Source organism: Scytonema sp. PCC 10023 (assembly GCF_963920835.1).
Classification (GTDB): domain Bacteria; phylum Cyanobacteriota; class Cyanobacteriia; order Cyanobacteriales; family Nostocaceae; genus Kalymmatonema.
This window is the reverse complement of the sequence record NZ_CAWUDP010000024.1, coordinates 1-15139: the sequence shown is the minus strand read 5'-3', so window position 1 is coordinate 15139 and position 15139 is coordinate 1. Positions and strand designations below refer to the sequence as shown.

The 15139-nt window shown below is 39.9% G+C and carries 10 protein-coding genes and 1 pseudogene; 4 read left to right on the top strand and 7 right to left on the bottom strand.

Going from position 1 to position 15139, the window contains the following annotated elements:
• Positions 1-11 precede the first annotated feature (11 nt).
• Together ACM0OZ_RS16230 and ACM0OZ_RS16225 are read right to left on the bottom strand one after the other, a co-directional pair.
• On the bottom strand, positions 12-1070 hold the full coding sequence (locus tag ACM0OZ_RS16230) for a hypothetical protein (RefSeq protein ID WP_414583846.1): 1059 nt from the start codon (positions 1068-1070) through the stop codon (positions 12-14).
• Positions 1071-2005: 935 nt separating this feature from the next.
• A complete protein-coding gene (locus tag ACM0OZ_RS16225) occupies positions 2006-3271 on the bottom strand; it encodes an RNA-guided endonuclease InsQ/TnpB family protein (RefSeq protein WP_414583845.1) in 1266 nt (421 codons plus the stop codon).
• A 39-nt stretch (positions 3272-3310) separates the two neighbouring features.
• On the opposite strand from ACM0OZ_RS16225, the gene ACM0OZ_RS16220 reads away from it, so the two are divergent.
• Positions 3311-3472: a hypothetical protein gene (locus tag ACM0OZ_RS16220; protein ID WP_414583844.1), complete on the top strand. Its 162-nt coding sequence runs from the start codon at positions 3311-3313 to the stop codon at positions 3470-3472.
• 30 nt (positions 3473-3502) lie between these two features.
• Positions 3503-3892: pseudogene (locus ACM0OZ_RS16215) on the top strand (DUF4383 domain-containing protein); the annotation flags it as partial.
• Positions 3893-4011: 119 nt separating this feature from the next.
• Here ACM0OZ_RS16215 and ACM0OZ_RS16210 read toward each other — a convergent pair.
• Both ACM0OZ_RS16210 and ACM0OZ_RS16205 read right to left on the bottom strand, forming a co-directional pair.
• Complete coding sequence (locus tag ACM0OZ_RS16210; protein WP_414583843.1) at positions 4012-5190, bottom strand: hypothetical protein; 1179 nt, start codon at positions 5188-5190, stop codon at positions 4012-4014.
• 268 nt (positions 5191-5458) lie between these two features.
• Positions 5459-6130, bottom strand: a complete 672-nt coding sequence (locus tag ACM0OZ_RS16205; RefSeq protein WP_414583842.1) for a DUF1361 domain-containing protein — start codon at positions 6128-6130, stop codon at positions 5459-5461.
• A gap of 1498 nt (positions 6131-7628) precedes the next feature.
• Between ACM0OZ_RS16205 and ACM0OZ_RS16200 the strand changes: the two genes are divergently transcribed.
• Entirely contained in the window at positions 7629-7943 is a 315-nt protein-coding gene (locus ACM0OZ_RS16200) for a helix-turn-helix domain-containing protein (protein WP_414583841.1), read from the top strand.
• A gap of 111 nt (positions 7944-8054) precedes the next feature.
• On the opposite strand, the gene ACM0OZ_RS16195 is transcribed toward ACM0OZ_RS16200, so the two are convergent.
• On the bottom strand, positions 8055-8615 hold the full coding sequence (locus tag ACM0OZ_RS16195) for a hypothetical protein (protein WP_414583840.1): 561 nt from the start codon (positions 8613-8615) through the stop codon (positions 8055-8057).
• A 365-nt stretch (positions 8616-8980) separates the two neighbouring features.
• Here ACM0OZ_RS16195 and ACM0OZ_RS16190 point away from each other — a divergent pair, with 365 nt between their 5' ends.
• The gene (locus ACM0OZ_RS16190) at positions 8981-9421 is read left to right on the top strand and encodes a hypothetical protein (protein WP_414583839.1); all 441 of its coding nucleotides are present in this window, start codon (positions 8981-8983) and stop codon (positions 9419-9421) included.
• 237 nt (positions 9422-9658) lie between these two features.
• On the opposite strand, the gene ACM0OZ_RS16185 is transcribed toward ACM0OZ_RS16190, so the two are convergent.
• Positions 9659-13558 carry a hypothetical protein gene (locus tag ACM0OZ_RS16185; protein WP_414583838.1) on the bottom strand — a complete coding sequence of 1300 codons (3900 nt, stop codon included), beginning with the start codon at positions 13556-13558 and terminating at the stop codon, positions 9659-9661.
• A 77-nt stretch (positions 13559-13635) separates the two neighbouring features.
• The gene (locus tag ACM0OZ_RS16180) at positions 13636-15084 is read right to left on the bottom strand and encodes an AAA-like domain-containing protein (RefSeq protein WP_414583836.1); all 1449 of its coding nucleotides are present in this window, start codon (positions 15082-15084) and stop codon (positions 13636-13638) included.
• Positions 15085-15139 lie beyond the last annotated feature (55 nt).

The following is a 15139-nucleotide window of genomic DNA, read 5'->3' as shown; positions in this document are numbered from 1 at the left end:
GGGGGTAAGCGCTACACTGGAACTGCCTCTGGAGTAGTTCCCTTGTCTGGACTTGCGAGGATAAATGGAACGGCTTGAGGACGAAACTGGCGCTCTCCAGTTTTCATTCGGATCAGAACTTGATAGAACAGTGGGGTTCGACCTGGGGGGACATAAGCCGCGATCTCTCGATCAGAAGGAGTAAATTTGGTGATAGTGATCGGTTCACCATTGATCACGAGCAATGGCTGTTGATAAAAACTAAATAGAATTTGTTCTAGTAGATAGGCTTTTTGCGATCGCTCTTCCGCAAAGACATCAATAGAAAAATCGAGCCTTAGGGACTGCTGTGCAGGCTGGATAAACGCTCCTGCTGAACTACCATTTGTAGCTAGTGTATAGTTATCAATCAGCTCACCACTGCCAGTGGTGTTATCTTGCAGTTGAATTGACCAGGGTGTAATCAAAATGTATGGCAATGTGCGGGTTCCTGGATTCTCTGGAAGGTCTATGATCGCGGGAACATCTGTTGAGGTTCCATCCACCACCACTTGAAAGCGTTTGTTGAGACGGTTCAGAAATACTGCGTCTACATCTTGTATTGGGGTTGGTGTTGTCGCAATCAAATCTCCGATCACAGCTGTGAAACCAATACCAGCATCCAAACTATGCAGCCGAAGGATTGATATAGCTTGACGTAAGCTACTAGGCATATCTCCGAGCCACATCTGATGCAATTGCCAAACATCTGCCTGCTTGACAGGAATAAGGCGTTTCCAGGAAAGGCTAGAGCTGCTATTCGTAATCTCAAAAACCAGATAAAAGGGTCTTGTTGAGCTTCCATCCCCTGGTCGGCTACTACGAAACCAGAACCGTAATTCGTCTATTTGCCGCAAATCTAACGGATTTGAAAGTTGGCGTTGAATAAAAGGCGGCGGATCAGCGACACCACCCCTTGCCAGGATCACAGTCGCGACACCATTTTCGCTGACATAACTAGGAGCAGGAGTAGTGCTTAAAGACCATAAAAATGTATGAGCATCTAGAATCCAAGGACTAGGGAAAAGATCTTGTAAGGAGATAAAACTCATAAGTTAAGGTCTCTCAGAGATTCTTAAAAGATGTTAGTTATATTACGATCATGTGGATGATTTTTATTTATCTTATGATCAGAGTAAAACTTACCCTACAGATGGCAGGAGTACTTAAGTCGCAGATAATTAGACTTAAGTGTCCTAATTCACACACCTAGAACGCTACCGAAAATTGGTATAACCGACATTCTGCACTTCCAACTGGCACATTGAGAATTAACAACGAAGCAATCGAACTTGCAGAAAATCCGACTAGAGAATTATCTCAATAGGCAGCAGTTATTCTCAATTGCGATTTGGTAGTTCGTTTGAACTGAAAACCCTACACCTCCTATTTCAAGAAGCTTTCAGCATTAAATATCTGAGTGTGACACTTAAAGGGCGGAATGTGGGTATAAAATTCTTCGCTCACGATAAGTGTATATTATCCGCTTGGAATGCTTGAATAAAGAAAACAATTGTCAAAAAGCTTAAAAAAACTTTGTCTTGGGGTTCGACAATGGTAGAACTTACGCATTGACATGTAGAACAAAAAGTGCATAAAGCAATAATGTAGAACAATAACTAGCGATCGCTAGTTATGTTCGGTTTTTTAAAAGTTCAAGACAACAGTATAGGGCAACACACTGTTTTGCAAAATTTAATCCTTTCTTTTGATAGATTTTACCAGATGAAATCTGAGTTGAATTGAAAGTGTTACGTCTCGCAATCAGTCTGCTGAATAAGATTTATTTCTGTTTTGCTAATTGGTAGAAAGTATATTCCAACGAGCAACTTGCATTAAGTGAAGATTTGCATCAAACTTGGAGTCACAATATGGAAAACATAAACACGGGGAACATGACAGAGCGTTACTGCGCCTTGATTGTGGGAATTCTCTTTTTAATTTTAGGTTTGGCTGGATTTATAGTTAGTGAAAGTATAGGCAAATATTACATAGCCTTGGGAACCATTTCAGATTCCCCCTTCGCCTTCACTTTGAGCGGTGAGATCCGCCTTGGCTGAACTACGCAGCTCCCTATCCCATCTGCAAATGCGTTTGGGATTGCTTTTCTTAAAATGTTGTACGACCCGTTGACATCACTGTTTATTAACCGATTTCCAGAAGTCCTGTACAGTCCTCTGCTGATTCTTTGACCACTAAAAGTGGGTGAATCAGTTTCTTGACCATAAGTAGGAATTGGATCTAAAGAAAGAAAGCTGCTTTTGGAAGTGTAAGATTCCTCAGTCACAACTACCATTATTCCTACTAACTGACACTTATATGTCAGCATTTGTATAAAACGAGAGTATGGCACTGTAACAAAGTTTTGATTATTTCGCTTTCCTAGATTAATCTGGTGTTTCCACAGGTTGTTTTTACCGATTACCAATGTTCCAATTTGTTTCTTGGTAAGTATTGCAACTATCAAACGTGAGGTATGATGCAGGTAATTATCAATTTTTTGGTTTCTTTTTCTGGTGAGCCTCGCAATTCGGTCAGATGTTTTCCGGTTTGTATTTAACATAGATTGCAGTGCTGCTTTGCGCTTATTGAAAAATTGGTTGATGCTTTTTAGCGGTCGTCCGTTAATCAGGAGAGGGGTAAATTCCTTCTGATTTGAAGTTAACGTTGCTAAGTTGTTTAACCCTAAATCAATAGCTGCCACTGAATCTGATGGAATAGGGGTGGTGGACTCCGATTCATTGTAAATCACTTCAATTACATAGCAATCACACTTGGGAACAATTCTTACCTGACAGACTCTATCACTCACCTGCGTAGTCAAATTGATGTTTGTGCCAGAAAGCTTTACCCTTCCATCTTTTAGACCAGGTTTACTGATTGCCTGAATTGTATACACTAAAAGATTGCGCCCTTTAGTCTTGTCCTTATACAAGGGCATTTGCGGTGGCGCTTTGAACGCAGAAGAAGAGACTTTATATTCCTGAAGTGCCTTAAAGAACGACTTCCAATTTCGGTCTAACACTATGAGAATCTGTTGGCTTACCTTCCTAGGAAGTGCTTTATAAGTTGAATGAGTTTTTAATAACTCATGCATTTTGTTGTAGTTTAAGTATCCCCAACCAAAAATGTAGTTTTGTCTAATGATATAATTAGCCGCATTGTAAAGATTCTTAGAAGCAAAAGATAGCGCGTCTATCTCCTCAAAAAATTTTTGTCCTTTTTTGATGACGTGTTTTTCCACTAGTTGCATTGCGCTATCATCTCTTTGTACACCCATATGGTAGCAGAAATGGCACGAGAAAGACGACTGAATATCAGAGTGAGTGATTACGAATTATTACAACTAGAACAAGAAGCTAAAAGAAGAGGACTAGCGGTTTCAGATGTCGTCAGGGCATGGATAGCTAAATTACCTGCACCAAAATTGCTACAATTGACTATAGATGATTAGATTTGCCTATAAGTTGAAGGAAGTTTTGCTATACCAGCTTTGGTTACATTGCCTGGAACAGATGCGTCTTACGTACCGTTTGGTGCATCTCCTAGCGCCTATGCTAAGGGATTTGGCTATGTATTTGGGTTGTTTCCCATCAATTTCTTGCATAACCTTGTACATTGTGCTGTTGGGGTGTTCGGAATTGCCTCTTATACGGATTTGAACAGTGCCCGCGTATTCAATCGTTTTTTTGTAGTTGCCTATATTGCGATCGCCATCCTGGGAGTGGTGCCCGTAGCTAACACGATGTTCAATTTAATGCCAATATTTGGTAACAATGTTTGGTTCAACGCCCTAACAGCAATAGCTGTTGCTTATTATGGCATTATTATACCTGCCAAGATCAAGGGCGCTAGTGTATCGCAAAGTTCTTAGTATCCTCCCCATCCTTAACTTCTAGACAGCCCGGAAACTGATTTCCGGGCTTACATCTTAAGTGTTGGGCATAAACTGAATTCAGAGTATACCTTGTTGAAGTTTATACAAAACCAACATTAATATCGGAAAATTGCTGCAACAGGTGTGCTGTATGGCACTTGTTCTGGGGGAACGGCGTAGACCGTACCACCGTTTAACAAGGTATGAGCAGCAACAAGATCCAACAAATCTTCATCGCCAGCTTCTTCTTCTTGGTGCAAATAAACAGTTTCTGAGGTTGGGTCAAACAATCCCCATTGCTGCTGACCAACTGCAACCAACAAGGAATCAATTCTTTGGTAATAAGCTGCCGGCACAATTTCCTTGAGTTCGTTGGATGCTTTGCCAGTATTACCGCCAAACAATTCGTTAAATCGCTCCACAACGTCTTGTTGCGATTTATGGTAGTACGGCTCAACAATCGGCCAAGCTCGTTCGTGTAGTTCTTGTGCCTTGAGAATCTCTTGATTCCCACTGATACCTTCTTCAATTAAATGCTGGTAAGTATTTGCATCTCTGTAAAGAGGCAACAAGTACTCTACCCCAGCCAGCATCAAAGGCGCTGTTTGGTTTCGCAATTTCTCTTCTAATGCGCCATTAACAGCGTGAAAGAATTGCAGGATGGCTTCCTGATGCTTATCCCTGTCGGGACTACCCTGACCGTGAAACGCACCCGGCTGTGCCCCTGAGAAAGAATTGGCGGTTCCGCCTTTGGATGTAGCAATGCGGAACTGACCGTCTTGAGCAGTCTCATCATAGTTGAGAGCTTCATCCAGACTTTTAGGCATATTTTCCACCTCTACCTCTTGGATGCTGTAGCGTGTTCCCTCAAAAAACCGCACATCCTTTTGGCTGAGAACCAGTAAGTAGAAACGCCCATCGCCATTTAAAATCGGCAGTAGTGGCTTAATGTGAAATCGGTCTGTTACCACAACCAACTCGTCAAATTCGTGAGGCAGGGTATAGTAGCGAAAAATATCTTTAGAAATAAAGACTGCCAGTCCTTGCTCTCCGACTTGTTCCCAGAAATCTGAACGATCCAGTCCATGAGCTTTTGCTAGCAATGCAACCGCATCGTTATGCTCAACACCTGCATCCATTAAGCGAGCTTCAGCGTCTTTAATCAAATTCTTAAACCGAACAGGGTCTTGTCGAACTTCTGGTCCGGCTGGGTGCATTGGCATATAAATTGAAACAGAATTTTGTCTTGGCTGTTCTAGTAGTGTTTTTATTTCCTCTCTAGAAATTAATGTCATGCGAATCCCTCGTATTAACGTGAGTAGAAATTCCAAACAAAACCGCTGATATATTCAACAGTTCTATGGGGAATTTCTCATTTGACTATTTGATCTGGATTTATTTCACGTTAACCAAGATTAAGTTTCATCTTTCTTATGGCAGGAAATCTGGGCATGATTTTTGTTCATGTGGAGTGTAGGGCTGAAAAAATTCAAAATTAGGAGTTTGAATTCACTATTCGTTAACAACCTTACACCCTTGTAGCTTATTTCCACCGAAGACTGGTCATTCAACATTAGGCGTGTTTGGGTTAATACGTTTTGAGTTCCTGGTTATGTTGTTTTCTCCTTGGTTAACAAAACCCAAAGTGACTCGTTTCATAATCCAATGCAGAGCGACAAGTATGCCAAAGGTAATAGCAATAATCACCAGAGGCTGTTTGCCAAGAATGTCTTCTATACCTCTAGTCAGAACAGCATCTGGTTGAGTCACAAAATCCCAACTGTTAAAACGTAAGAAACGTCCCCAATAAACACCAACAGCGCACAGAGCATGGGTAATTAACTCAACCCACAAAATCCATTGGCTCTTACCAATACGATGTAAGTAATAACCTAAATTAATTAAAGATATAACGTAAGCTTCAAATCCCGCTAGAATAACTAGCACATACAACGGGATGAGTAGAAGGGTTATTATCCAGACAGACTGAATTGTACGAATATCATCTATCAGGTGAATGATATCAGTCAGCAGGTAAGGCGCATTCGGTAAAAAAGCGTAGAAAACTATAAATCCCAACCACCAAACCCAAGATCGCCCGCGCCTATTCCGAAACAACCAAACGCTCAAAACCAAAGGTATAAAAGCTAGAAATAAGTTCCAAGTCATCCAACGCATATTGATTTGCAAGACTTGGACGACTCTAGCTATCAATTCAATGAGTTCTGCTTTCATAGCTGCTTCCTTGACAATGTGTAAATGATTATGGTTCCCTGTATAGTTATAAGCTAGCTGATTGACAGTCAAAACTCCATTGAGTGGTAAAAATGGCTACTAGCCAAATGGTCAATCAAACACGCTAACTCACTAGTATAGCCAATGTGTCAATCAGAGCAGGTTTACCATAGAGACGTTTCTCACTTGGAATGGTGCTCTTGTGCTGGCTGTAATTATAGATTTCATCTTGCCCTGCTTCAGTTCCAGAAATAGACTTTTTGCAATCCACGATCGAGTGGATATGAAACCGCAGATAAACGAGCCAGCGCCTTGCGGTGAATCCAGCGCTGCAGGAGGGTTAGCCCGAACTCACAGCGACTGGTGAACCCGAAGGGGGGTTCCCGAGGCACTGCGTTCGGTCGCCAGACTTGAAGCAAGTGCCGTCCCGTTGTGGCGACTGGCGTCCAGATGAACGCTCATACATCTTTTTAAAGATTGTCAACTGCCTAAAGAAGTAACTGTGTTTATTAGGGAGTTTTGTAGATTTTTGAAATCAAACAACAGCTTGAATCTCCGGGCTTTTAAGCCCTAGAGAGGTCAATACCAATACACCAGCTTTATGGTGCGACTAGCTTTCATCCTGTACATTAACTAATTATTTGTCAATTTAACTGACGGGGAGTTTGAGGGGCTATAAGTCCCGCACCATAGCCTCCGGCTTGGTGCCGGGATACATGGACGAGGGCAGTCGCGTGGGCGGGTCTCCCGACTTGAGCGAACTGCCCGTCCCCTCATGGAAAAAAGAAGTATTCGATGTACTTCTTTTTTCCTCTCTCCAGGAACACTCAACCAATCAACAAAGTCTATAATTCTAACAATAGAGCTATACGCTCCTCCGCTCAAACATTGGTGACGACCAACCAGATGACACAAACGGACTGGTAAAACAGGTGAACAGTGCATACCTTGGGAAACGTAAACAGACATAGAATTCGTTTGAATTCGCTACATATCTAGACTCCGTGGGGCGTCAGGAGTCTCGCTCACTGCCTGTGGAGGTATCGTTCCCGGGGATAACAGGATGCAAATCTAATTATCTAGGTGCGACCAATGAAGCAGGAAATTTCTATGAGGCGACTTGTAGAAGCCCCCACCATAACGGTACACCGGAAAGGTGGTGGGAGAACGTCACCAAAATATTGTCACCATACGTGTAAATGACTGAAACCCTGCTGTAACAAAGGTTATGGCAGGTTTTTAATTATTAAACTTCTCACAACCACCGTTAAACGTGATTAACAAATTAGATGTCTAATCCCTGTAATTTAACAATTTAAGTGTCACTTCGCAGAAACAAGGAAAATTACTGAGTTTTAAAAAAATTAACAAATTAAATGCCACTCTATAGATGAATAAACATAAATCTTTTAATAAAACAAACGTGTTTATTTAGGACGCTCATTCTTTTAAAACACCTGCAAACTCAAATAGCACTCTCACCGAAGCAAATGTCATTGTGTCGGAACTTTCGGATGAGGCGAAGTTGAAGATGGAGGTGATTCAGAGTCTGCTTGAGGCAGGCGATTGCCCAAGGGGCAGTGCCGAAGGCAATCGCACAACATACGCTCAACGGCTCAAGGAAGCAGCAGAAAAACTTGGCAAATCAGTGCGAACAGTGCGGCGACTGATTGATAAATGGGAAAAGGAGGGACTAATTGGGCTAACGCAAACTGAACGAAATGACAAAGGAAAGCATCGAGTGGATGAAAACTGGCAGGAGTTCATTTTAAAGACTTACAAAGAAGGCAATAAGCATACTGGGGAAGCGTGAGAAATATTACGATAATCTCAAGGGCTGTTTTGATTGCTTCTAAGGTTTCCATGAGTAACTTCCTTGTGAATTCGACACTTTCATCCTCCAGTAGCGCTGTCAGAGTGGGTGTCAGAACGATGCTTGATATTTTTTCCGACAAAAGTCCGACAAAAAACCGACACAAGGAAAGCCACTGTCAAAAGTAGCTATGGCGCGATCGCTTAGAGTTGCCTTCAAATCAACATCTAGTTCGGACGTTACCGAAGCTTCTGGGGCATTAGCTAGAGTCAATCCTACAGCCCGCACCACGCCAATATCTAAATCTCTTAAAACATGGCGTTTATAACCATCAAAGCGTTGGGAGCGACTTTTACGACCGTGACGCATATCTGCATCTTCAATGGAAATACGACGGTCTTTGGCCACTCCTGTCTTAAGTATGGGTTGTCCTTGAGAATTAATTGTCACATCTTGGGTTTGAATTTTTCTTGCTACTTCAACAGTCTTTTTAACTGGCTGGAATTGCTGCTCATCAGTTTTTTTTTCTACCGATGATTCGATTTTATCCAAGGCATTGAGAATCACGTCTAATGCATATGAGCGCTCAGTTGGGTCATCCCAGTTCAAGTCTAGAACTGCTTTGAGTGAATCTCCTGTGACGACATTGGATATCTGGGTTTCTTCGGCCACATCTGTTATTGATTGATTTATTTTTGACAGAAAACCCGACTTTTTCCTATTTGAATTTTTTCTGTTATCAATTGGCCTGATTTTTTCCTATAAACTTTAATTTTAATCAAAATATTTAACGCTATAAATACCTGATTTTATCCCCTGGTAGCTATTAAGAATTGAGTAGAAAATATTAAACATAAAGCTAGTTTTACCAATTCTAAATCAAGAATTGTCCTGAAATTAGAACTTACTATAGGAATCCTGTCTGATTTCTGAACAGGATTTCAGATAAAGCGTTGTTAAAACGGGCTTTTCAGTCTCAGTATCTTTTCAAAAATCAAATCGGAGTCCTATATTTACGAACATAAAAGGAGAGACTCATGGCTAATCTAACTTTTCGCAGTATTCTCAGCACCGGCTCCAGAGCTTTGGGAGAAGGAGCGGTCGATGGAGCAGACAGATTTGACTTGTTCTTCGACAACATCGATTTGTCTGGATTTGCGGATATCCCGGCTTTGCTGCTCTTGGCGACGAGAAACGTTGACGAAGAGAACAACTTTATCACAATTAACGCGCCCGGTGATGTCACAAATCAGAGCCTGGAAGCTGCTCAGGATGAGGATTATTTCGTATCGCGAATCCTTGCTAACCCCAGCGATACCTGGATACTTCAGATTCATCGCATACCTAGTGGAATACTCAATGCAGCGAATAATATCTTAGGCATACACTGTAGGAATGCAAATGGTGAGACTAGTGAAAATCGTGATAACTTTTCCGTTGCCCGGATTTTCCTTGTATATTTTGGGGCGGAGAATTGATTGTTGGCAAATCTAACGTATCAAAAGCCACATAAGTTTTGATGGTTAGTTCGTAGTTCGCGCCTACGCGAACTACGAACTATATAGATTCACCTATCAAATTTATGTATTGAAACCTAGCTAATTAATTACATTCTTGTATTTAAAATATGTTAACAATGAAACACTCAATTAAAATCACCTCGCTTGTAACCTTGCTCACTGTATCAGGTCGCGCTTTTTACACAATCTTAAATGTTAGGTTTCTTTGTTATTACTTGGATGACACACCTTGAATTTTTTCCTTTGCTCTACATGAGTAACAAAGTAATCTTCTAACCACAGACAACTACTCTTGAGCAAATGATCCAAACCAATATCCAAATTCCAAACTTTCACGGTATTGTCATAACTACCGGAAATCAGACTTTTACCATCTGGGGTGAAACTCAGGGCATTAATTGGACTGTGATGTCCTATAAGAGTTACAATTGGAGTTATATTATCTGCAACATTTGTTGAAGTTATATCTGCAACATTCCATAATTTGATTGTGCGGTCGTCACCCGCTGAAGCTAATATCTTGCCATCTGGACTAAATGTTACCTTTCTGACATAGTCTAAGTGAGCGATGATGGTATTAATTAGTTTGCCATCAGCGATATTCCAGAATTTTACTGTACTGTCTGTACCTGCCGAAGCAAAGATTTTCCTATCTGGACTAAAGCTAATGGAAGAAACACGACTGCTGTGACTTTTATAGCTGTCACCTTTGCGGTGTAAGAGAATATTTTCTGTTTTGATATCCCATAGTTGTAAATTGCCGAAAGAACAAGCAACAGCGATAATTTCACCATCGGCACTGAAACTCATGCTCATAATACCGCAGCGATCACCTGATTTTTCTTGTAGAGTTTTTATCAGTGTCCCATCTTTGATATTCCATAGTCGAATAGTTTTACCACGTTTAGTTGCTAAGATTTGTCCGTCGGGACTAAATGCTAAACTTTTATATTCAAGATTGTTAGTAAGAGTTTTAAACAGACTCCCATCGGCAACATTCCACAAGTATATTTTTTTATCGTTGCCAATAGCAGCTAAGTGTTTACCATTAGGGCTAAATCTAATGTTGCTACCGGGAAAAAATTTAGTAGGCCCCTTTAGGGTTTGCAGTAGGGTATCCTTGTGAATATCCCACAGTTTCACTGTACCTGCTTTACCTACAGAGGCAAAAATCTTACCATCTGGACTGATATCAGTATCGATGGAATGATCGCCAGAGATATAATAAGTTTGTAGTTCGCTAGCATCTAAATTCCACAACTTTACTGTTTGATCAATACTACCAGATGCTAATGTTTTGCTGTCTGGACTAAACACCACACTCCACACCAAACCTTGATGTCCTTTTAACGTTTGTGGTTGCGTTGAAATATTGTTAATATCTTCTACATTCCATAATTTCACGGTACTATCAGAACTAGCAGAAGCGAGAGTTTGACCATCCGGACTGAAAGCAACATTCCAAACACGACTACGATGCTCTTCCAGAGTTTTCGGTTCATGATTATTCTCTAAATCCCACAGTTTAACGGTTCTATCTTCACTACCAGAAGCTAACATCTTGCCATTAGGATGAAAACTGACACTTCTCACGCTTGATCTATGACCTTTAAGAGTGTCTAATAAAATGCCATTTTTGAGATTCCACAGTTTAATTGTCCTATCAGCACTAGCAGAAGCAATGGTCTCACCATCAGGACTCAAACTAATATTCATCACCCCAGCACGATGGCCTGTAAGAGTGTTTAATAAAGTGCCATTTTCCACATTCCACAGCTTGATTGTCTTATCAGAACTGCTAGAAATTAAGATTTTATCATCCCGACTAAAAATCGCACTTCTCACCCATTCCTTATGAGCAGTGATCGTTCTAATTAAAATCCCATTTTTGACATTCCATAATTTTATCGTACCATCATCACTAGCAGAAGCTAAAATATTTCCATCATGACTAAAGCTAACACTCCAGATATTGTTATGATGACCTTTAAAAGTAAATAGTAGAGTCCGATTTTTCTTCCACAACTTGACTGTATCATCTTCACTTCCAGAAGCCAAAAGTTCACCATCAGGACTATAGCTAACACCTCTGACTGCTCCCTGATGACCTTGCAGGCGATTACGTTCTCTGATACTAAACATTACTTGTTGGAGCGCAGTTATCACCTCTGTCTTTGTCTCAGCTTTTACAAGTTGTATTTTTTCTAAGTTCTTAAGTTTTTGCACTGCTTTCAAAGCTTTTAGCATTGCCTCAAAAGGATTATCAACTAAGATTGTTCGTGCAGATGAACTCAGAAGCATCACGTTACTTTGTGCTAATTCTTGCTCTTTTTCTTTTTGGCGTTTTTCGGCTAAATCTGCTTTTTTTCTAGCAATTTCCTCTTGTTGTTCTACTACTTTTAAGTCTTGTTTTGCCTGTTGAGTCTCTGTTAAAGCTTTTTGTTTTTCTAATTGAGCTTTTTGTGTTGCGACTTGGGCATAATTTTTTTCAGATAATGCTTTATCTTTCGCTAGTAGTGCTTGTTGTTTTTCTGTTAAGGCATAATTTTTTTCAGTCAATGCTTGTTTGGCATTGTTTTGTGCTTCGTTTGTTTTTCGAGCATAAAAATTAGTTTCTTGTGCCAATCCGGTGGCAATTAATATCATTCCAACTATTAAAATAGAGCCAATACCAATTGTTCTACTTAATTGCCATTTAGCCCACTTCATTTGCTGTAAGGCACTGCTAACTTGCTTTTGTGCCTGTTGTTTGTGTTTATTAGCTAAATTCAGTTCTAATTCTGCATCCTGTAAAGCAATTTCAAAATTTTGAATCGCTAACTTTTGACTATGAGAAATAAATTGATAATCTAAATCGCTTAAACTTTTACCTGTCGCCCATGCCAAAGCTTTTTGTAAAGCTTCATCTTGTAACAAATATGCAGTATCTATACAGCCAGAAGCTTCCCATTTTGTAAATGCTTGTGTATAAAAATCAGGACGTAAATTGATTAGTTCTTTCTCCACCAATTCGTGATTAAAAACTGACTCATAAATACGATTATAAACTCTTAATTTTCCCTGCTGCTTCACCACCAACCCAGATAATCGTAACTCCATTTGTTCCCGACTATCATCAGCAGCAATTTCCCCTTGTTGCAAAATCTGCTGATACAACCCCAATAATCGACAACTACGAGATTCATTACTCACAAGGCGTTCTCTAATTGTCTGCAAATGCTGTTGTTTATCCTGCGTCCACCAATTATTAATTATTCTCTCCTTAACAATTTCTGCTACCCACTCTGCTTCATAATTAGGATGCACAAGTATGGAAGGATATGTACAAACTAATTGACACAACCATTGAGTAAGAAATGGTTGTCCACCCGTCCAATTTAACACCTCTTGCAACACAGCTTTAGCATTTCTAACTATCCCCACAAATCCTTGTTCCAGGGGAGTTGCTTGCGAAAATTCCAAGCCAGCTAATTCCACAGCTTGACTATCAATATTAAATGGTGTGAGATTGGTATCTGCTATCAAATCTGCGGGAGTTGCAACTCCTAATAATGCAAAAGTAAGCAGATTATATTTATAATTATCAGCCCGTTTGTTATAACAACCACGAATAAGAGCAAAAAAATCGTCTTTAAAATCTAAATTTAAAACATTATCAATTTCATCAACAAAAATAACTATATTTTTAACAGCCTTCTCTAACAGTTCTTCTTCGATAAACTTACCCAACCGCAGCAAAGGAGAAATATATTCATGCTTATACCACCATTCTCCCACATCAATTGATAAATCAAAACCACTGACGATTAAACTCAAAAAACCACCAAAAAATTCATCTGGTGTCACCCCATAACCACAAATATCCCTCATTTCAATCGCACAACAGACAAATCCTTCTTGTTCTAACCTCCTCATAGTTCTTACCCGCAAACTAGATTTACCCATTTGCCGAGAATTTAACAAATAACAAAAAGAACCAGCCTTTAATCCTGCATACAGTTCCTCATCAGCTTGTCGTAACACATAAGTAGTCGCAGTAAAAGGTAAACTTCCACCAACTTGATAACAACTGCTGAATTTGGGTTCTGTACTCATATAGCACTCCTATTTTATTTATGAAAATATTAAAGTTCATATCACCGACTTCTCCAATAAATCGGGATATTGGATTGCTATAAGTCATATTCTTGGCAGCGTTGGCGAAAATAAAGGCGATATAATTCGTAACGCGATTTGGCACTTTTATGAGAAAGCTTGACTAATCCTAAATCATTTAATTTAACCGCCGTATCTTGATTTAACAGCGAGTCAAATTCTATAGGAGTGTCTGCTAAAACAACCTTGTTAAAAGCCGCAGCTAACTGAGAATTAGCTGATAAATTCTGGCAATGTTTCTGTAAATGATAGCGATACATTCCCCATGCTGTAGGAGCAGTTTGCAAAACTTCTTCTAAAGACTTACTTTCTTGTGTTAACTGTTTTAATGCCTCTCCTACCAAATAAGGATGTCCTCCCACCATTTCCATTAACTGCGTGACTTGGGTTGCATCCCAATCCAGTTCATATTTTTTTGCCAACAACAGCACTTGTTCGGCAGTAAAATCTGGTAAAGTCATCTCAGTTCCAGCATTAAATGGAGACTGATTAATATCGAGTTGAGTATATGCTTGAGTATGCAATACCACTAACCGTAATTGTCGCCACAAAGGACGAGTTTTTGCATCCTCATGCCAAGTTCGTAGCATCCCTAAAAACTCACCCGCAATTTCTGGATAGGGAAACATTTTATCGACTTCATCTAAAGCCAAGACTAAAGGTTTTTCTGCCGCTAATAAATATTTCTCAAAATAGGTTCTGCACTTAATCTTGCTATTTCCCAGACTTTTACGCCAATGTTCTGCAACGGGATAACTCAACTGCAAAATTTCCGTGATGCTGGTGCATAACCACTGCAAAAATATATCCAGATTACTGAAATCTTCTGCCGTTGCATACCGCAGATTTAATTCCACTGTGCGGTATTCTTGATTACCTGCATAATGCAAAATCCTTGACATAAGTTCAGTTTTTCCTGTCTGCAAAGGTGCTTTGATTCTCAGCAGACATCCAGGTTGCATGATTTCTGCAAAACAGCGTTCTTCTATCGGAGGACGTTCTATATAAATAGAAGCAGTGTCATTAATTACACATTTGTGTTGCTTCCATGCTCGCCTTAGTGCTTCTTTAAAATTATGCTTGCTAACCCTTTCTCTTTTTCCTAATGCTTCTGTAAGCTTATTCCACAACTTATTACCAACATCTTTATTGAGATAAGCATCACTGTATCCATGATTTTCTGCCATTTGCGTATAGGTGACACCTTCCCAGGAAGCTTGAAGAACAGTAATTTCAACATCCTTCAGGTGAATACCTGTATTTTCAAATACAAGCTTATCAGCAAATTCTATCGCTATTTCCCAATTAAACTCTGATTCTGTCATACAAGTGCGAAATTGGATGGCTTGGTTGTTAGCTTTCTTGTATAGATTCAGAGTTTGATGAAGTTTTTCCGCAGCTAGTGCATGGATTTTACATTTATTTATATGACTTCCTGATTCAGCAACACCTAGTTCTGAGTTCATAACTGGAGTTTAGACTAGTTCGCGGTGCGAAACGGTAGAAGAAATGAACTAAAAA